The 18,597-nt window shown below is 60.0% G+C and carries 19 protein-coding genes; 7 read left to right on the top strand and 12 right to left on the bottom strand.

All coding sequences use genetic code 11. The features are described 5' to 3' along the window. Positions 1-302: 302 nt before the first annotated feature. Positions 303-1,199, top strand: a complete 897-nt coding sequence (locus tag ACSQ36_RS17235) for a class I SAM-dependent methyltransferase (protein WP_436182816.1) — start codon at positions 303-305, stop codon at positions 1,197-1,199. Between the two features lie 2 nt (positions 1,200-1,201). Here ACSQ36_RS17235 and ACSQ36_RS17230 read toward each other — a convergent pair whose 3' ends face one another. After that, positions 1,202-1,756 (bottom strand): DUF1415 domain-containing protein, encoded by a 555-nt coding sequence (locus ACSQ36_RS17230; protein WP_436182815.1) that lies wholly within the window; start codon positions 1,754-1,756, stop codon positions 1,202-1,204. Continuing rightward, the gene (locus ACSQ36_RS17225) at positions 1,753-2,340 is read right to left on the bottom strand and encodes a TetR/AcrR family transcriptional regulator (RefSeq protein ID WP_436183206.1); all 588 of its coding nucleotides are present in this window, start codon (positions 2,338-2,340) and stop codon (positions 1,753-1,755) included. The genes ACSQ36_RS17230 and ACSQ36_RS17225 overlap by 4 nt, the downstream gene beginning before the upstream one ends. 203 nt (positions 2,341-2,543) lie before the next feature. Here ACSQ36_RS17225 and ACSQ36_RS17220 point away from each other — a divergent pair, with 203 nt between their 5' ends. Together ACSQ36_RS17220 and ACSQ36_RS17215 are read left to right on the top strand one after the other, a co-directional pair. Further along, entirely contained in the window at positions 2,544-3,827 is a 1,284-nt protein-coding gene (locus ACSQ36_RS17220) for an MFS transporter (protein ID WP_436182814.1), read from the top strand. Positions 3,828-3,979: 152 nt separating this feature from the next. Continuing rightward, positions 3,980-4,576 (top strand): nitroreductase family protein, encoded by a 597-nt coding sequence (locus tag ACSQ36_RS17215; protein WP_436182813.1) that lies wholly within the window; start codon positions 3,980-3,982, stop codon positions 4,574-4,576. Positions 4,577-4,716: 140 nt separating this feature from the next. On the opposite strand, the gene ACSQ36_RS17210 is transcribed toward ACSQ36_RS17215, so the two are convergent. Then, positions 4,717-6,198 carry an MFS transporter gene (locus ACSQ36_RS17210; protein ID WP_436182812.1) on the bottom strand — a complete coding sequence of 494 codons (1,482 nt, stop codon included), beginning with the start codon at positions 6,196-6,198 and terminating at the stop codon, positions 4,717-4,719. After that, on the bottom strand, positions 6,191-6,391 hold the full coding sequence (locus ACSQ36_RS17205; protein ID WP_213768467.1) for a hypothetical protein: 201 nt from the start codon (positions 6,389-6,391) through the stop codon (positions 6,191-6,193). Before ACSQ36_RS17205 ends, ACSQ36_RS17210 begins: the two co-directional genes overlap by 8 nt. Before the next feature lie 3 nt (positions 6,392-6,394). Here ACSQ36_RS17205 and ACSQ36_RS17200 point away from each other — a divergent pair, with 3 nt between their 5' ends. Further along, positions 6,395-7,645 carry an Hsp70 family protein gene (locus ACSQ36_RS17200; RefSeq protein ID WP_213768468.1) on the top strand — a complete coding sequence of 417 codons (1,251 nt, stop codon included), beginning with the start codon at positions 6,395-6,397 and terminating at the stop codon, positions 7,643-7,645. Between the two features lie 165 nt (positions 7,646-7,810). Here the strand turns inward: ACSQ36_RS17200 and ACSQ36_RS17195 are convergent, their stop codons facing one another. Continuing rightward, the gene (locus tag ACSQ36_RS17195; protein WP_158937752.1) at positions 7,811-8,014 is read right to left on the bottom strand and encodes a cold-shock protein; all 204 of its coding nucleotides are present in this window, start codon (positions 8,012-8,014) and stop codon (positions 7,811-7,813) included. A 421-nt stretch (positions 8,015-8,435) separates the two neighbouring features. On the opposite strand from ACSQ36_RS17195, the gene ACSQ36_RS17190 reads away from it, so the two are divergent. Then, positions 8,436-10,028 (top strand): APC family permease, encoded by a 1,593-nt coding sequence (locus ACSQ36_RS17190; RefSeq protein ID WP_436182811.1) that lies wholly within the window; start codon positions 8,436-8,438, stop codon positions 10,026-10,028. A 105-nt stretch (positions 10,029-10,133) separates the two neighbouring features. On the opposite strand, the gene ACSQ36_RS17185 is transcribed toward ACSQ36_RS17190, so the two are convergent. From ACSQ36_RS17185 to ACSQ36_RS17155, 7 genes are all read right to left on the bottom strand, one after another. Continuing rightward, positions 10,134-10,919, bottom strand: coding sequence for a DODA-type extradiol aromatic ring-opening family dioxygenase (locus ACSQ36_RS17185; RefSeq protein ID WP_436182810.1), 786 nt, complete (start codon positions 10,917-10,919; stop codon positions 10,134-10,136). 97 nt (positions 10,920-11,016) lie between these two features. After that, the gene (locus tag ACSQ36_RS17180) at positions 11,017-11,598 is read right to left on the bottom strand and encodes a UbiX family flavin prenyltransferase (protein WP_436182809.1); all 582 of its coding nucleotides are present in this window, start codon (positions 11,596-11,598) and stop codon (positions 11,017-11,019) included. 44 nt (positions 11,599-11,642) lie between these two features. Then, complete coding sequence (grxD, locus tag ACSQ36_RS17175; RefSeq protein WP_213768472.1) at positions 11,643-11,954, bottom strand: Grx4 family monothiol glutaredoxin; 312 nt, start codon at positions 11,952-11,954, stop codon at positions 11,643-11,645. Between the two features lie 178 nt (positions 11,955-12,132). Continuing rightward, the gene (prmC, locus tag ACSQ36_RS17170; protein WP_436182808.1) at positions 12,133-12,969 is read right to left on the bottom strand and encodes a peptide chain release factor N(5)-glutamine methyltransferase; all 837 of its coding nucleotides are present in this window, start codon (positions 12,967-12,969) and stop codon (positions 12,133-12,135) included. Continuing rightward, a complete protein-coding gene (prfA, locus tag ACSQ36_RS17165; RefSeq protein ID WP_213768474.1) occupies positions 12,966-14,048 on the bottom strand; it encodes a peptide chain release factor 1 in 1,083 nt (360 codons plus the stop codon). The genes prmC and prfA overlap by 4 nt, the downstream gene beginning before the upstream one ends. A gap of 99 nt (positions 14,049-14,147) precedes the next feature. Next, a complete protein-coding gene (gene hemA, locus ACSQ36_RS17160) occupies positions 14,148-15,461 on the bottom strand; it encodes a glutamyl-tRNA reductase (RefSeq protein WP_436182807.1) in 1,314 nt (437 codons plus the stop codon). A 51-nt stretch (positions 15,462-15,512) separates the two neighbouring features. Next, positions 15,513-16,262, bottom strand: a complete 750-nt coding sequence (locus ACSQ36_RS17155) for a response regulator transcription factor (RefSeq protein WP_213768476.1) — start codon at positions 16,260-16,262, stop codon at positions 15,513-15,515. A gap of 201 nt (positions 16,263-16,463) precedes the next feature. On the opposite strand from ACSQ36_RS17155, the gene ACSQ36_RS17150 reads away from it, so the two are divergent. Together ACSQ36_RS17150 and ACSQ36_RS17145 are read left to right on the top strand one after the other, a co-directional pair. Further along, the gene (locus tag ACSQ36_RS17150) at positions 16,464-16,727 is read left to right on the top strand and encodes a hypothetical protein (RefSeq protein ID WP_436182806.1); all 264 of its coding nucleotides are present in this window, start codon (positions 16,464-16,466) and stop codon (positions 16,725-16,727) included. Positions 16,728-16,768: 41 nt separating this feature from the next. After that, complete coding sequence (locus ACSQ36_RS17145) at positions 16,769-18,589, top strand: aminopeptidase P family protein (RefSeq protein WP_436182805.1); 1,821 nt, start codon at positions 16,769-16,771, stop codon at positions 18,587-18,589. Positions 18,590-18,597: the final 8 nt, after the last annotated feature.

Raw genomic sequence — 18,597 nt, 5'->3', positions numbered from 1 at the left:
GCCTGCCTTGCTACCAGGGGTCCTGCTATAAAAGTCGCGGCCTTGTGCCGCCGTAATATCCGTCCATCCCGTTGGTTGTCCCGTTCTAAATGCACGAAATGTTCCATCAAAAACCGGGGTTCCTCAGTGCCTGTTGAGGAGACTCGAAACCTCCGACAGTTCCCGATGCTGCGTCATGCGGGAGCGTCTATGCGCTTTTGGGTAAACTTGCCGATTTACATCGATACAACCAGCGGTTAGCGCACACTTCGCGCCGAAATTCCGCGTGACCCCGCCTACAGAATCACTACGGTATCCAGACGATGGCCAAGAAGTCCCGGGCGCCGAACGCGCCCATTGCATCAACGGATTCGTCCGATCAAAAGCCGGAAACTTCGGCCAAGCACGACATTCGTCCCGGTCAGTCCCTCGAACTTTTGAAGGAACTGCACATCTTGACGCGCGACGGCAAGATGAATCAAGACAGCCGCCGTAAGTTGAAACAGGTCTATCACCTGTTTCAGTTCATCGAACCTTTGCTTGCGGAAATTCATGCAAAAGACGGTTCGGTGACGCTGGTCGATCATGGAGCGGGCAAGTCTTACCTTGGCTTCATTCTCTACGATCTCTACTTCAAAGCTCTGCGCGATCGGTCACATATCTTTGGCATTGAGACGCGTTCGGAGCTAGTCGAAAAGTCGGAGGAATTGGCCGCGCGGCTGGGATTCGAGGGTATGTCGTTCGTGAATCTATCGGTGGCCGAATCGATTACGTCAGACCGTTTGCCTGAAACCGTGGATGTCGTCACGGCGCTGCATGCATGCAATACCGCGACCGACGACGCGATTCATTTCGCTTTGCAGAAGAAAGCGAAAACCATTGTGGTGGTGCCGTGTTGTCAGGCCGAAGTGGCGTCGGTTCTACGCAAGAACAAAGGGCATTCGCTTTCGAAGAACGTGCTGACGGAGATGTGGCGGCATCCGCTGCATACGCGCGAATTCGGCAGCCAGATCACGAATGTGCTGCGCTGCCTGCAACTGGAATCGCATGGGTACCAGGTCAGCGTGACGGAACTTGTCGGCTGGGAGCACTCGATGAAAAACGAGTTGATCATCGCGCAGTTCAAGGATCTGCCGCGCGGAAAACCGGCGCAGCGTCTGTCCGATGTGCTCGAAACGCTCGGTCTGGAAGAGATGCGCGAGCGGTTCTTTACGACTTGACGCTATGGCTTGACGCTTGCGTCGCGTTTCAGATGTTCGAGCCAGCCTGCGTGGCCGAGACGGCGTAGCGTGGCCATGTTGCGCTCGTAGATATCGGCGGCGTCGGGGAATGCTTCCACTGCGCGTTCAATGCTTGCCTCACGCAGCAAATGGAAGATTGGGTACGGCGCGCGGTTCGTGAAATTTTCGATGTCGTCAGGCTCGGCGTCATCGAATTGATAGTTCGGATGAAAGCTCGCGATCTGTAGTTCACCTTCCAGCTTGAGTTGTCTCAGGAGGGTATCGGCGAAATGAAGGGCGTCGTTGTAGTCGGCGAAATCGGCGAGCGCGTGCGGGACGATCAACAGCGTTGTATCGGTTTTTTCCGGATCGGTGTCCGCCAGATACTTCAGTTCGGTTTCGATATCGGCGAGCACCTCTTCGAACGTGCGCGCTTCGCTGACGGCGTAGCGGATCTGGTCCTTCACATACACGGATTTGGCAAACGGGCACAGGTTCAGGCCAATGACTGCCCGCGTGAGCCAATTCCGCGTTGAATCGATAATCTCTTCGTTCACAGTTCAATCCTGTCTTCACCGCACGCGGCTTGCACGAGCAACGCGGCCGCGGCGGGCGCTGCGCGCATCGGTCCGCAACCGGGGCCGAACGTCTGACTCGCGGCGTATATGCCCTCTATCAGCAACGCGAGGGAATCGGCGAGAAGTTGAGGGTCGGCCGCGCCCGCCGCAGTCGATAATTCCAGCAGCCGGGCCATCAGATACTGCTTGTTGTGTGCCACCGATACCCGCGCCGGATGCTCGCGATCCGCGAATTCGCAGGCCACGTTCACGAACGGACAGCCGCGATAATCCGGATTCGATGCCCGCTCGACAAGGTCGGTAATGCTCTGCACAAGCGCCTTCGCCGGTTGATCCGGATGCTTCGCGATACTGCGTTCGACCCGTTCCCGAAAGCGCGCGTCCATGCGCGTGAGATACGCCACCACCAGATCGTCCTTCGACGAAAACTGCCGGTACACGCTCATCTTGTTCACGCCCGCGCGTTCGACCACAGCGTCCACGCTGATCGCCCGAATGCCGTCGCGATAAAACAGCTGCTCCGCGGCGTCGAGCAATTGCTCCTGCGCGGTGGCGCCGTCCATATGCCGGCGGACGGTTTTTTTATCGGTGACAGTGTCTTCATTCGATACGCGTACCACGGCATGTCCTTTACTTCCGAAGGGATTCTTGACATGTTACCGAGCAGTCACTAAGCTCGCAACCTAAATGTGACTGGGCGGTAACGTTCGTCGAAACATGGTCGAAACGCTGTTGCAAGATAACCAGAAGAAACCGGAGCGAAGGGATGAATTGGGCAGCCAGGCGGCTTTCGGGCCGCATGCATTACGCGTGGATATCGGTAGGGGTCGTGTTTCTTGTGTTGCTCGCAGCGGCCGGCACGCGTGCGACACCCAGCGTCATGATGTTGCCGCTCGAACAGCAATTCGGCTGGAGCCGCGCGACCATTTCCCTCGCGATCTCCATCAACCTGGCGCTATACGGCCTGACCGGGCCGTTCGCCGCCGCGGCAATGCAGCGCTTCGGCGTGCGCCCCACGGTGCTCGTCGCGCTGGGGACGCTGTCGGCAGGCGTGGCGTTGTCGGCGCTGATGACCGCACCTTGGCAAATGATCCTGGTGTGGGGCGTGCTGGTGGGCGGCGCTACCGGGGTCGCTGCCATGACGCTGGCGGCCACGGTGGTGAATCGCTGGTTCACGACGCATCGCGGACTGGCGATGGGGATTCTCACCGCCAGTTCGGCCACCGGCCAGCTTGTGTTCCTTCCGGTGCTCGCTGCTATTGCGGAGCGTTTCGGGTGGCGTCCAGTGGTGCTGGTCGTCGCGGCGGCTGCGGCGGTGGCGTTGCCCCTGGTGGCGTGGCTGCTGCCGGAGCGTCCCGCCGATCTCGTGCTGCGCCCGTTCGGCGAAGCCGCCGATGCACCGCCGCCCGTTCCCGTCGCGCAGAAGAATCCGATCAAGCTCGCTTTCGGCACGTTGGGCATGGCAAGCAAGACGCGTGATTTCTGGCTGCTGTCAGGCAGCTTTTTTATCTGCGGCGCGAGTACGAATGGGTATATCGGTACGCATCTGATCGCCATGTGCGCCGATCACGGCATGACCGAAGTGCAGGGCGCGGGTCTTCTCGCCGCCATGGGCATTTTCGATCTCTTCGGCACCACGCTGTCCGGCTGGCTGTCCGACCGCTTCAACGCGCGCGTGCTGCTGTTCTGGTATTACGGCTTGCGCGGGTTGTCGTTGATGTTCCTGCCGCACGCGTTTGGTATCGACTTCTATGGACTGCCGGTCTTCGCGGTGTTCTACGGGCTGGATTGGGTGGCAACCGTGCCGCCGACCGTCCGGCTCGCTACCGATGTCTACGGCAAGGAGTCGGCGCCTATCGTGTTTGGCTGGGTCGTGGCGGCGCATCAGCTCGGCGCGGCGTTCGCGGCGCTTGGCGGCGGCATGCTGCGCGCGAGTCTCGGCACCTACACCGTCGCGACGATGATTTCCGGCAGCCTGTGTATTGTCGCCGCCGTGATGGTCTTGCGGATCAACAAGGCGCCGCGTTCACTACAGGCGGTGGCGACCTGACAGCGGCAGAGAGGCAGCGGCCGCTCGCCGGCGTGCCGGTGGAGTCGCGAATTCAATCTCGCAGCGCGGGTTTGCCAGCTTGGTTATTCTTATGGTCTTGCAGCGTGCCTGTGAGCGCACGCTGTCCGGATCAACCAACCAGGGACTGCCGCATGACCGAAAAAATCGCACCTACTGAAGTCGCAATCGATCCGCTGCTGGCCGGCCGCTGGAGCCCGCGGGCGATATCGAACAAGGCGGTAAGCCGCGAGCAATTGCATAGCGTGCTGGAGGCCGCGCGCTGGGCGCCGTCTTCGTACAACATGCAGCCGTGGCGTTTCCTGACCTTCGATCGTAACCACGATGAAGCCGCTTTCCAGAAGGCTTTCGCCACGCTGGTGCCGTTCAACCAGGGCTGGAACGCGAACGTACCCGTGCTGATTTGCGTGCTGGCGAAGACCTTGACGCCTAAGGGCGATGTGAACCGCGTGGCTCCGTACGATGCGGGCGCGGCGGGTTTGTCGCTGACGCTCCAGGCTCACGCGCTCGGTCTGGTCGCGCACCAAATGGCCGGTTTCGATACCAACGCGTTCCGCGAGGCTTTCTCGCCGCCGGACGATGTAGAAGTGATCGCGATGATCGCGCTGGGACATCACGGCGATCCCGCTTTGCTCGACGAAGTTCTGCTGGAGCGTGAAAACGCACCGCGCTCGCGTGCGCCGATGGGCGAAATCGCGTTCGATGGCGCTTGGGGCAAGGCGTTCAAATAAGCGGTTTGAGCAAGCTGGACATGCTGGACTAGCGCGGTTGTCGGATAGGATCCAAATCGATTGCCGCGAAGTCCCTGAATCCCCGAAGCTCGACGTTTCGGGGGTTTTTATTTTTGGCTACAGGAACGCGCAGGAAACGCTCAATCCCCCTCCGCCGATGACAACGGCCGCGCCACGTCCTCCAGCGACTTGCGTTCCGCCGATACCCCCCAGATTCCCGCGACAACCGCCGCCAGCACCATCAGCGCAGAGCCGATCAGATAGCCCACAAACACCGCGCCGCGCTGATGTGTGTCTATCAACCGGCCGAACAACGCCGGCCCCACAATGCCGCCCAGCGCCGTCCCGAAGGCATAGAAAATCGCGATGGCCAGCGCTCGAATCTCGAGGGGAAAGGTTTCGCTGACGGTGAGATACGCCGAACTCGCCGCCGACGAGGCAAAGAAGAAGATCACCATCCAGGAAATAGTCTGCGTGGTGCTCGTCAGCCAGCCCTGCTCGAACATATATCCGCTGATGGTCAGCAAAACACCCGACATACCGTAGGTGAAGGCGATCATCTTGCGCCGGCCGAGGACATCGAAGAGTTTGCCGAGCATGATCGGCCCGAGGAAATTGCCGACGGCGAACGGCAACACATACCAGCCGATGTGATCCCCCGGCACGCCGTAGAAATCGGTCAGCACCAGCGCGTAGGTGAAAAAGATCGCGTTATAGAAGAACGCCTGGGCGGTCATCAGCGTCAACCCGACCAGTGAGCGCCGCCGATGCGAATGAAACAGCGAGTGGAACACTTCACTGAGTTTCGTGTGATCGCGGGCGTGCAGGCGCAGCGGTTTGACGGGATCGGCGGGCAATGTCACGCCATGTTCGCGAAACTTCCCCTCGATGCCCTCCACAATCTCCTTCGCCTCATCCACACGGTCGTGCGTAATCAGCCAGCGTGGACTTTCGGGCACCCACATGCGCATGAAAAGGATCAGCAATCCTAGGATTGCGCCGATCAGAAAACACGCCCGCCAGCCGTAATCGGGCGGCAGCAAGCCAGGATCGAGCAGCACGATCGAACCCGCCGCGCCCAATCCCGCGCCCACCCAGAACGTGCCGTTGATCGCCAGGTCCGTCCAGCCGCGCACGCGGGCGGGGGTGAACTCCTGGATCGTGGAATTGATCGCTGTGTATTCGCCCCCGATCCCCGCGCCGGTCAGGAAGCGAAACAGCACAAAACTCGCGAGATTCCATGAAACGGCGGTAGCCGCCGTGGCCGCTACATACAAAAACAACGTGATGAAAAAGAGCTTGCGACGCCCGAGCCGGTCTGTAAGCCAGCCGAAACCCAGCGCGCCGATCACCGCACCCGCAATGTAGGCGCTACCGGCGAACCCGACATCGGCGTTCGAAAACTTCAGCACGTGACTGGTTTTCAACGCGCTGGCCACTGCGCCTGCGAGCGTCACTTCAAGCCCGTCGAGCAGCCACGTGATTCCGAGCGCCAGCACGATCAGCGTATGAAAGCGGCCCCACGGCAGCCGATCGAGCCTTCCGGGCAGATCGGTTTCAATGATCCTCGCCGGCGCTTCCTTTTCTCCTTCAATCGTGCGGATGGTCGTAGCGTCATTCATGCGTTTGGCCTATGACGTGGAAATAACCGGCTGCACGCGCCTCCGGCAGAGCATTAATTACCGGGTTTTCGAGCAAAATCCATTCCCCCGGCCATGTTTTTGATTGGTTGTTGATGTACTGCGCGTTACGTGCTAAAAACGCGCTCCACTTTTTGTTTGCGACGTCGGCCGCGTTCACGCTGCCGTCGCTCACCTCATGACCTATTGCGCGATCGATTTCGGCACGTCGAATTCAGCGGTCGCATTGCCCGACGGGGCATCGATCCGGCTCGCGCCGGTCGAAGGCAGTGCCACCACGCTGCCGACCGCTGTCTTTTTCAACACGGACGAGGACGAGCAGGCCTACGGGCGTGCCGCGCTCGAGTCTTACATCGACGGCTTCGACGGCCGCCTGATGCGCTCCATGAAGAGCATTCTCGGCTCGCCGCTGGCTGAGACGAGTACGGACCTGGGCGACGGTTCCGCGATCCGCTACGTCGACGTCATCACGCTGTTCCTGCAGCATCTGAAGCAGAAGGCGCAGGCCGTTTCCAGCACGCCTATCACGCGGGCGGTGCTGGGCCGCCCGGTATTTTTCGTCGATGACGATCCGCGCGCCGATCAGCTCGCCCAGAACCAGCTTCAGGCCGCGGCGCAAGCCATTGGTCTGACGGATATCCACTTTCAGTACGAACCGATTGCCGCCGCTTTCGACTACGAAGCGCGCCTGACGAAGGAAGGGCTGGTGCTGGTCGCGGATATTGGCGGCGGCACGTCAGATTTTTCGCTGGTGCGGGTCGGGCCGGCGCGCGCCAAGCTGTTGTCGCGAAAAGACGACGTGCTCGCGCATTACGGCGTCCACGTGGCCGGAACGGATTTCGACCGCCGTGTGGAGCTCGCGACGATCCTTCGCGAACTCGGCTATCAGTCGATAGCGCCGGAAGGCCGCGAAGTGCCGAACCGCGTCTATTTCGACTTGGCGACCTGGCATCTGATCAACACCGTTTACGGGCCGAAACGCGTCAACGAGCTGCAATTGATGCGGCATCTCTATAGCGACTCAAAGCACCATGACCGCCTGATGCGCGTGGTCGAGCGCCGTCTTGGACATGCGCTGGCGTCACACGCGGAGGCCGCGAAGATCGAAGTGGCGGCGGGCGGTGAGACCACTATCGGGATGGAGGAGGTAGAAGAGGCGCTGCGTATTGGCTTCAACGAACAGCAGCTTATCGACGCGGGCCTGGAAGAGACGCGGCGGATCGTGGCGGCGGCGCGGGAAACGGTGCACCGCGCGGGCGTTGCGCCCCAGGATGTGGGCGCGATCTACTTCACCGGCGGATCGACCGGTCTGGGTTTTCTCTCGCAATCGCTCTCCAATGCGTTCCCGGAGGCTGAAGCCGTGTTTGGCGACCGGCTGGCCAGCGTGGCGACCGGACTCGGTATTTATGCGCGCCGGCTATTCGGCTGATCGGTAAGTGAACGGTGACTGAGTTTTCGCCGATCGGTATTGCTTGCTATCACCGTCCGGTCAGTCATTTAAAGTAATTTCTCATTAATTACTGATAAACCCGCGATGCAAAAGAAAAACCCCGCGAATGCGGGGTTTTCTCTGCTATTCAAACGGCAATAAAACTCAGGCCGGCTTGATGTTGGCAGCTTGCTTACCCTTCGGGCCCGTCTTCACTTCGAAGCTTACCTTCTGGTTTTCCTGAAGCGTCTTGAAGCCTTCCACGCGAATTTCAGAGAAATGTGCGAACAGGTCTTCGCCGCCGCCGTCCGGCGTGATGAAGCCAAAGCCCTTTGCGTCATTGAACCACTTGACGGTACCGGTTTCCATGTTACTTGTTCCTAAAGATGTTGAATAAGGCCGAAGCCCGAATGTGCATGAAAATCAAGGAAGGGGCAATGGGACAACCGGAGTACCGTGATGGGCGAACTACGAAAGACCAATTCACTCGCCACTTGAAATCCTGCAAGAAGGTTTATACGGCGAATCAAACCCAAGGTCAAATAATATCCGACTGTAAACCGGGGTTTTTTGAGATGTTTTCGCGACATCCTAACGTCATATTACAAATCTTTCGATCGATGTTTTCTGCTTGAGTCGGACTCGTCCAAACCTCAGTCGTAACAGATAGAGCGTTATGCCGGCACACCCGTTAAACTACGCGCCACGTTGGGGCAGGGCATGAATATAGCTCTGGCTCCGTATTATCCCGCATAAGGTATTTGAAAGTTTTCTGACTGAAGGAGATGGTGTGAAAAGTTCTATTCAACGGAACATTGGGCCGGTTGCGCTGCTGCTGACCGGTCTGGGCTCCATCATTGGTTCGGGCTGGTTATTCGGCGCCTGGAAAGCAGCCAAGATTGCAGGTCCGGCGGCTATCGTCGCATGGGTTATTGGTGCTGTCGTCATACTTGCCATTGCTCTGACTTATGCCGAACTGGGCGCAATGTTTCCGGAGTCTGGCGGAATGGTCCGGTATGCACGCTATTCACATGGCGCGCTGGTTGGATTCGTCAGTGCCTGGGCAAACTGGATTGCGATCGTTTCGGTGATTCCGATTGAAGCGGAAGCATCGATTCAATATATGAGTACCTGGCCGTATCAATGGGCCCATGCACTTTTTGTCGATGGATCGTTAACGCCGGTCGGACTCGGTTTATCGGCATTATTAGTGATCGTATATTTCCTCCTGAATTACTGGGGCGTTAAATTATTCGTCCGCGCCAATTCCGCTATTACCGTATTCAAGTTCATTATTCCCGGTGCGACTATTCTCGGTCTTATGCTGACCGGTTTTCATAGCGAGAACTTTGGTACGAGTTCGAGTTTCGCGCCTTACGGCTGGTCCGCAGTCCTGACTGCGGTTGCTACCAGCGGAATCGTATTCAGCTTTAACGGTTTTCAGAGTCCGGTGAATCTCGCTGGAGAAGCGCGTAATCCGTCGAAGAGTATTCCATTCGCCGTGATCGGCTCGATCCTGCTCGCACTCGTGATTTATGTATTGTTGCAAGTGGCGTATATCGGCGCGGTTAGTCCTGGCGACGTGTTGAAAGGCTGGGGCCAATTCAACTTCGCATCGCCATTCGCGGAACTCGCGCTGGCGCTTAACCTCAACTGGCTCGCGTTTCTCCTTTACGTCGATGCATTTGTCAGCCCGAGCGGTACCGGCACGACCTACATGGCGACCACCTCGCGCATGATTTACGCAATGGAGCGCAACAACACGCTGCCGAAGATCCTGGGCTACGTCCATCCGCTTTACGGTGTGCCGCGTCCGGCAATGTTCTTCAACCTCGGCGTCGCGTTCGTTTTCATGTTCTTCTTCCGCGGCTGGAGCTCGCTGGCGGCGGTGATTTCGGTCGCGACCGTGATTTCGTACCTGACCGGCCCGGTGAGCCTGATGGCGTTGCGCCGCGCGGCCACGGATCTGCATCGGCCGCTGATGATCAAAGGCATGAGCATCATCGCGCCGTTCGCATTCGTGTGCGCGTCCGAGGTGTTGTATTGGGCCAAGTGGCCGCTGACCGGCGAAATCATCCTGTTGATGGTGGTCGCGTTGCCGGTGTATTTCTACTATCAGTTCAAGACGGGTTTCCACGAGTGGGGCGACGACTTGAAGGCGGCGTGGTGGCTGATCGTGTATTTGCCCGCGATGGCCCTTGTTTCGCTCATCGGCAGCAAGGAATTCGGCGGACGCGGATTATTGCCGTACGGCTGGGATATGGCGTTGGTGGCCGTCATGGCGCTGGCGTTTTATTATTGGGGCGTGCAAACCGGGTATCGGACCAAATATCTCGATGAACGCGAAAGCGACGAAGATATCCTCGCCGAAGTCGGTGCGTGATAGCCGGCTCGTAAAACCCCGCTATCTCAATTAAAAAAACCCGCTTGAGCAATCAAGCGGGTTCTTTATTTCTGTTCGTGGCAAATCGCCGCATTTTGTGGGGATTCAGGCGTCGCTGAAAACGTAATTTGTCATGGCCAACGTTTTCTGAAATGTACCGAGCGACTGAATACCGAGTTCGAAATTGTCGCCGGCGGCTCCTAGCGCGCCGAAAATCGGCAGCAAATGTTCATCGGTCGGATGCATCAGCACCGCGTGCGGCGCCTGCTTCCGATAGTCCAGCAAGGCTTCGATATCCCGTTTCTCCAGTCGATCCTCAAACCAGTCCGTGAATTCGGTCACGCGCGGATCGGCGTCTTCCGGCCGCGCGCTGAAATCCGCGGTCCGCAGATTGTGCGTGATCTGTCCCGAGCCCACGATCATCACGCCGTCATCCCTTAGTGCTCGCAGCGCGTGGCCCACGCGATAGTGGTGAGCCGGATCGAGACGCGGCTGGATGGATAACTGCGCGACCGGAATCCCCGCGTCAGGAAACATCAGCAGCAGTGGCACCCAGGCGCCGTGGTCAAGCCCGTGTTCAGTGATCGCCGACGGAATGCCCGCTTGGGTCAGCAGCGTCGCGGCTTGCTTGCCGAGTTCCGGCGCACCCGGCGCGCGGTACTGAATCTCGTAAAGGGCGCGTGGAAAACCATAGAAGTCGTGGATAGTCTCGGGTTGCTCAGCGATGCTTGCAACCGGCTGTGCCGTGCCCCAGTGCGCCGAAAGCATGAGGATCGAACGCGGGCGCTCGAAGCGCGTCGCAAACGAGGCGAATTCGGCGGAAGGCATCGACGGGTCGATCGGCAACGTGGGCGCGCCGTGGGAAATGAAAACGGTCGGAAGGCGGGTCATGGCAGCGAATCTCTGAAAGAGGGGTTATCACGACTATAAAGATGGTCGCTGCGTTGATAAACAGCTGGCGAGGCAATGAATTGTGTCGCCGGTGTTGTTAATTATCCGTATCTTTCAGTCCCGGCCACGCTGCCGCAATCGGATTGCCAAGCGCGAACATGTCGATCACGCGTTCGACCGTCTGATCGACCATTTCATCGATAGAAGCCGGACGATGGTAGAACGCCGGCAACGGCGGAAAAATAACGCCGCCCATTTCGGTAACCGAGGTCATATTGCGCAAATGCGCGAGGTTGAACGGCGTCTCACGCACCATTAGCACAAGGCGGCGGCGTTCTTTCAGCACGACGTCGGCGGCGCGGGTGATCAGATTGTCCGATAGCCCGAGCGCGATGCTCGCCAGCGTTTTCATCGAACAGGGCGCGACGATCATGCCGTCGGTGGCGAACGATCCCGATGCGATGCTCGCACCGACATCGCGGACGTTGTGCACCACATCTGCCAGCGCATGGATGGTGGTTTTATCGAGATCCAGTTCGTGCTGGATGTTCAGCCAACCCGCGCTGGAGATCAGCAAATGCGTTTCGACGCCACCTATGCGGCGCAGCGTTTCCAGCAGCCGGACGCCATAGATTGAACCCGTTGCACCCGTGATGGCGACAATCAGCCGTCGCGGCACGAGTACTGCGGGTGCTACGGGCGAAGGACGTGCGACGGACAATCTCAGGCAGCGGCGAACAATTGCTGCAGTTCGCCCGATTCGTACATTTCCATCATGATGTCCGAGCCGCCGATGAACTCACCCTTCACGTAAAGCTGAGGAATGGTCGGCCAGTTGGAGAATTCCTTGATGCCCTGGCGGACGCCTTCGTCTTCGAGAACATTGACGGTCTTGATCTCGGTCACGCCGCAAGCCTTCAGGACCTGGATGGCGCGGCCTGAGAAACCGCACATGGGGAACTGCGCGGTGCCCTTCATGAACAGCACGACCGGTGCTCCTTCGACGATTTCCTTGATGCGTTCTTGCGTATCCATGGCGTTTCCTGCGATGCGTTGTAATGCGGGGTTGATTTTGGGTCGAGCAGTGAGACATGCGCTACTTCAAGCGAAATTTCACACGCTAACGTGTCTGAAATGATAGCGGATTTCATTCGGGGCGGCGCAAAGCGGTTGGGGCGGCGTGCGGCCCGTCTGCAGTTGGTTGACGCGCGCGTCAAGCCGTGAAAAATCCGCCGCTGACACGTTCAATACCAGCCAGATCACGCTCCGAGCGTACGTCGGAAAAGCCGCGCGCCGTCAGCAGGGCGCGCACGTCTGCGGCCTGATCGTAGCCGTGTTCCAGCCAGAGCGAGCCACCCGTCGCCAGGAGGAACGGCGCTGTCTGGACGATTGTCCTAATCGCGGCGAGTCCATCGGCTTCGTCGGTGAGGGCGGTACGCGGTTCGAAGCGCAGATCGCCTTCGGAAAGATGAGGATCGTTCTGCGCTATATAGGGCGGATTGCTCACGATCACGTCAAAGCGCAGAGCGGGATCGAGGGCGTCTGTCCAGTTGCTTTCCAGCAGCGTGATTTCACCGCCCGGTCGGTCGGCATCAAGCAGCTTCGCTGCATTTCGCGCAGCAACCTCCAGCGCTTGCGCGGAGCGATCGACTGCCCAGACATGCGCCTGCGGATGGGCCGATGCGATTCCTACTGCAATCGCACCGCTACCCGTGCCCAGATCGAGCACTCGCGGCGCTTCGATCCCGGCCATCTGTTCAAGCGCGATTTCCACCAGTAATTCAGTTTCCGGCCGAGGAATCAACACGTCCGGCGTGATCTCGAACTCAAGCCCGAAAAATTCCCGCGTTCCCACGAGTTGCGCGATCGGTTCGCCCGCTGCGCGTCGTTGTGCCAGCGCTTCGAAGCGATCGACGTTCTCCTCAGCCAGTTCTTCGTCGTCGCGTGTGATCAATTCGGTGCGCCGCCAGCCGAGCACATGCTCGAGCAAGATCCGCGTTTCGAGCGCGGGCAGGGGACACGCACGCATTAACCCGGCGACCGTCGTCATTCCGAATCGCCCAGCGCCGCCAGCAACTCGGCCTGATGTTCGCTGACGAGCGCGGCAACCAGATCATCGATATCGCCATCCATGATCGCGTCGAGCTTATACAGCGTGAGATTGATCCGATGATCCGTCATTCGCCCCTGCGGAAAGTTATACGTACGAATCCGTTCCGAACGATCGCCCGAGCCGATCAAACTCTTGCGCGTGGCTGCTTCCTTCGCGTGCTGCTCGTGATACTGCTTGTCCATGATCCGCGCGGCGAGCACCTTCAGCGCGCGATCCTTGTTCTTGTGCTGCGAGCGGTCGTCCTGGCATTCCACCACGATCCCAGTCGGCAAATGGGTCACGCGCACCGCTGAATCGGTCTTGTTGATGTGCTGGCCGCCCGCGCCGGAAGCGCGAAAGGTATCGATACGCAAGTCCGCCGGATTGATCACCACTTCGCCAATTTCGTCGGCTTCGGGCATCACCGCGACCGTGCACGCCGACGTGTGAATGCGCCCCTGCGTTTCGGTCGCCGGCACCCGCTGTACGCGATGCCCGCCCGATTCGAACTTCAGTTTCGAGTACACGTTCTGGCCCGCGATCCGCACGATCACTTCTTTATAACCGCCGAGATCGGAGACACTTTCCGACATCATTTCGACCGTCCAGCGATTGCGCTCGGCGTATCGGAGATACATGCGCAGCAGGTCGCCCGCGAACAGCGCGGATTCATCGCCGCCCGTGCCCGCGCGGATTTCGATGAAGATATTGCGGTCATCGTTGGGATCTTTTGGCAGCAACATGGCTTGCAGATCCCGCTCGATGGCCACCATCCGCTCGCGCGCCTCGCCAATTTCTTCTTCGGCGAAATCGCGCATGGACGGGTCGGAGAGCAATTCCATGGCGGTGGTTTCGTCGTTCGACGCCTGCCGCCACAACGCGTATTGCTCCACAACCGGCCCGATTTCGGCGTTTTCCCGCGTGATCTTCCGATACTGATCCATATCGGCGGTCACATCTTCACGGCTCATCAGGTCATTGAGTTCGGCCAGCCGGGTAGTCAGCTGGTCGAGCTTGTTTTGCATGCTCGTTTTCATGGAAGGCTGGAGCGAAGCTCCGGAGAGGACAGCGATCAGGAACGCGACCGCAAAGATGCTCGCATGCGGCGCAACTGCAGAAGAGACGAAAGAGGGGCGCTAAGTTTCCGACGGATCGGACGGATCGTTCGATCCCGACGGATGGCCGTGTTTGTAAAGTCCGCCCATCAGGTCGATGAGCTGGTCGCGATTCTCACGGCTGGCACGGCTGAGCGCGTGCGTGGGGCCGTGGATCAGCTTGTTGGTCAGCGACTGCGACAGCGCTTCGAGCACCGCCGCCGGGTCGTCGCCACGCGCGAGCATCTTGCGGGCGCGTTCGACTTCGGCGCGGCGCATGGCGTCGGCTTGCGTGTGCATATGGCGGATCACCGGCACGATGCTGCGTGCGTCGAGCCATTGCATGAAGTTCTGCACACGGGTGTCGATGATCGATTCGGCCTGCGCCACCGCCGCTTGCCGGGACGCGCTGCCTTCGCGAACGATTGCGCCGAGGTCGTCGACGGTATAGAGGAATACGTCCTGCAGTTTGCCCACTTCGGGTTCGATGTCGCGCGGAACCGCGAGATCGACCATGAAAATCGGCCGATGGCGGCGCGCCTTGACGGCCCGTTCCACCGCGCCGAGTCCGATGATCGGCAATGTGGATGCCGTGCACGACACGATGATGTCGAACTCGTGCATGCGCGCCGGCAACTCGGAAAGCGGAATGGAACGGCCGTTGAAGCGATCGGCGAGCTTTTCGCCTCGTTCGGCGGTGCGGTTCGCCACCACGAGTTCGCGCGGCTTTTGCGCGGCAAAATGCGTCGCGCACAACTCGATCATTTCGCCCGCGCCAATGAACAGCACGCGTTGGCCCGAAATGTTTTCGAAGATGCGCTGCGCGAGACGCACGGCCGCAGCGGCCATGGAAACAGATTGCGCCCCAATTTCAGTTGTCGTGCGCACTTCCTTTGCAACGGCAAAGGTGCGCTGGAACAGCTGGTTCAGATACGTGCCGAGTGCGCCGGCTTCGGACGCTGTGCGCACCGCGTCCTTCATCTGGCCGACAATCTGCGTCTCGCCAAGCACCATGGAATCAAGCCCGGAGGCGACGCGAAACGCATGCCGCACCGCTTCTGACTGCGGCAGCGCGTAGACATGCGGCGCGAGCTCGGAGACCGGCAGGTTGTGATACTTGGACAGCCAATGGATGGCGGCGTCGCGGGCGGCTTTGTCGTCGGTGGCGCAATACAGCTCCGTGCGGTTGCACGTCGACAGGATCGCGGCTTCCGGTGCAGTTTTCCCCAGCGACCCCAGCCACAGATCTTTCAGCGCGCCGAGCGCTGGTTTGATCTGTTCGAGCGGAAACGCCACGCGTTCGCGCAAGGCGACAGGCGCAGTGTGGTGGTTGATTCCGATCGCGAGGAGCTGCATGTTTTGGGCCTGATCCGATGGCCTTGTGGGACCTTGGAATTTAGCCCGATATTATAGCCTTTCGCGGATTTCTTCATTTCCGGCTGGGAAACCCAAGCCAGACAAGCCGCCCGGAATGCCGTCCGCTTCAATCCGGTCCAGTTGGTAACCGTAGCCGTACAGCGGCGTCAACCGGTAACCGTTGTCGGGCCGGAGATGCAATTTCGTGCGCAGGCGGGACGCGTGGGTATCGAGTGTCCGCGACGCCATGTCGCTCCCCCGCGGCCACACCACTTCCATGATGTGTGCACGCGAGACGGCGCGCGAGAGGTTCGTGAACAGCAACCGGGCGAAGCGGAACTCCTTCGGCGTGAGCAAGACCCGCTGATCCACGAAACTCACGCTCAATTCCGACGCATTGAACCGATACTCGCCGAAATGCTCGGCGGCGGGCGTACGAACCGCGCTACGCCGTGCCAGTACTTCAACGCGGGCGGCCAGTTCAACGCAGCGGACGGGTTTGGCGACGCAATCGTCAGCGCCGGCTTTCAGGCACGCGACCATGTCGGATTCGCTCTGGCTCGCCGCGATCAACACGATGGGAAGCTGCGGCGCCAGTTGCCTGACCCGTTCGATGATTTCCGCGCCGATCATGTCGCGCGTTTCATTGGCGGCGATCAGCAAGTCGAATGTGTCGTACCTCATCCGATCCAGCAGCACGGGCGCAGTGGGGAAGAAATGGCAAAAATGGCCGTCCAGGACAAGCGTCCGGCGGATGAGTGCGGCGTGCTGAACGTCCGCGTCGATGATGGCGATTCGCATGATTTCCGACGTCGCCGCGCGCGCTGAGAGCGGGCCGGGCGGCGCGGCACTTGCTTGCCATCGCCATTCCAGCCCCCTAAACTCATTCGCTACGCTGCAAACGCCTTCCAGACCTTCTAGGTTTACAGAACCGAAAATGCTAGTTCACGAATCCGATTCAACCCATAGGTTTAGTCCTAATTCCGCTGGAACGCGCCGCTAATGGGGTGGCCTGGCATCGTATTTCTCGGTCTGGTGGTCGGGCTGGCCGGCTGGTGGCTGCACCCGTTGCGGCGTTTGGTCTCAAGGCCATTTGGCCGGCTATGGGCGGCGGGACTCGCGGGCATGGCGGCGGCGATAGTCGCGAAAATGCTCGGCAACATCACCGGCGCATTCCACGATGGCGACTCCCTTGAGTGGCTTGCGTGCGTGCTGTTGGCGCTGGCCGCCGTAACCGTCACGGTGGGACTGGCGGCGCGCCGTTGATCTTATGTTCGACGTAACAAAAAAATTCTGCAGGTGACTCCATGAACGATCGACTGAATTCCCCCGATGGCCAGATTTTCGCCCGGCGTATCGAATTGTTGCGCGGCGCCATGGCGCGTGAGGCGCTGGCTGCCGTGCTGGTGCCGTCGTCGGACCCGCACATCTCCGAATACCTGCCGGAGCACTGGCAGGGGCGGCAGTGGCTATCAGGGTTCACCGGCTCGGTCGGAACGCTGGTCGTGACCGCCGATTTCGCCGGTGTGTGGGTCGACAGCCGGTATTGGACGCAGGCCGAGGCGCAACTGGCAGGGACCGGCATCGCGTTGATGAAGATGATGGCCGGGCAGCAATCCGCGCCGCATGTCGACTGGCTCGCGGAGAATGTGGCGGCCGGCGAGACGGTGGCAGTCGATGGCGCCGTGCTCGGCGTGGCGGCGGCGCGGGCGCTGAAAGATGCGCTGACGGCGCGCGGGATCGTCTTGCGCACGGACCTGGATCTGCTCGATGCCGTCTGGCCGGAGCGGCCGGGTTTGCCATCGGAGCGCGTGTACGAACACGTCGCGCCCCAGGCGAGCGTTACGCGTTCGGAAAAGCTGGCGGAAGTGCGGGGCGTGATGCGCGAGAAGGGCGCGCAGTGGCATTTCATTTCGACGCTCGACGATCTCGCGTGGCTGTTCAACCTGCGCGGCGCCGATGTCACCTATAACCCCGTCTTCGTCGCGCACGCGTTGATCGGACTGGATGACGCAGCATTGTTCGTCGGCGATGGCAAGATTTCCGCTGATCTCAAGGCGTCGCTGCTGACGGAGAACGTGCGCGTCGAGCCGTATTCCGATGTTGCCAATGCGCTTGCCGCGTTGCCCGCGGGCTCCACGTTGCTCATCGATCCGCGCCGGATCACGTTCGGCTCGCTCGAGAAAGTGCCGCCCGAGGTGAAGATCGTGGAAGCGGTGAACCCGTCGACGTTCGCCAAGTCGCGCAAGAGCCCCGCCGACGCCGCGCATATTCGCGCAACGATGGAACAGGACGGCGCGGCGCTTGCCGAGTTCTTCGCGTGGTTCGAAGAGACGCTTGGGCGCGAGACGATCACGGAACTCACCATCGACGAAAAATTGACGGCTGCGCGTGCGCGCCGGCCCGGTTTCGTGACGTTGAGCTTTGCGACCATCGCCGGCTTCAATGCGAATGGCGCGATGCCGCATTACCGCGCGACCGAAGCCTCGCATTCGGTGATCGAAGGCAATGGCTTGCTGCTGATCGATTCGGGCGGTCAATACGTGAGCGGTACGACCGACATCACGCGCGTTGTACCCATCGGCACGATTACGGCTGAGCACAAACGTGATTTCACCATCGTGCTGAAAGGGACGATCGCGTTGTCGCGGGCGCATTTCCCGCGCGGCATTCGTTCACCCATGCTCGACGCCATCGCCCGTGCGCCCATCTGGGAAGCCGGCGCGGATTACGGACATGGCACGGGGCATGGCGTCGGTTATTTCCTGAATGTGCACGAAGGCCCGCAGGTCATCTCGCACTACGCGCCGGCCGAGCCGTACACGGCGATGGAAGACGGCATGATCACGTCGATTGAACCGGGGCTTTATCGGCCGGGAAAATGGGGTATTCGCATCGAAAACCTGGTGATGAACGAGCCCGCCGGCAAAACCGAATTCGGCGATTTCCTCAAGTTCGAAACGCTGACGTTGTGTCCTATCGACACACGCTGCATCGACCTGACCCTGCTGCGCGACGACGAACGCACGTGGCTCAACGACTATCACGCAACGGTCCTCGAACGCGTCTCGCCGCATGTGTCCGGCGCGGCGAAAACGTGGCTCGAAAAACGCACGCAGGCAATCTGAACGGAGCA

The sequence above is a fragment of the Caballeronia sp. LjRoot34 genome (assembly GCF_964253815.1).
In the GTDB taxonomy this organism is placed as follows: Bacteria; Pseudomonadota; Gammaproteobacteria; order Burkholderiales; family Burkholderiaceae; genus Caballeronia.
Note: the sequence above shows the minus strand (reverse complement) of the source record. Positions and strands in the feature narration are given on the sequence as shown.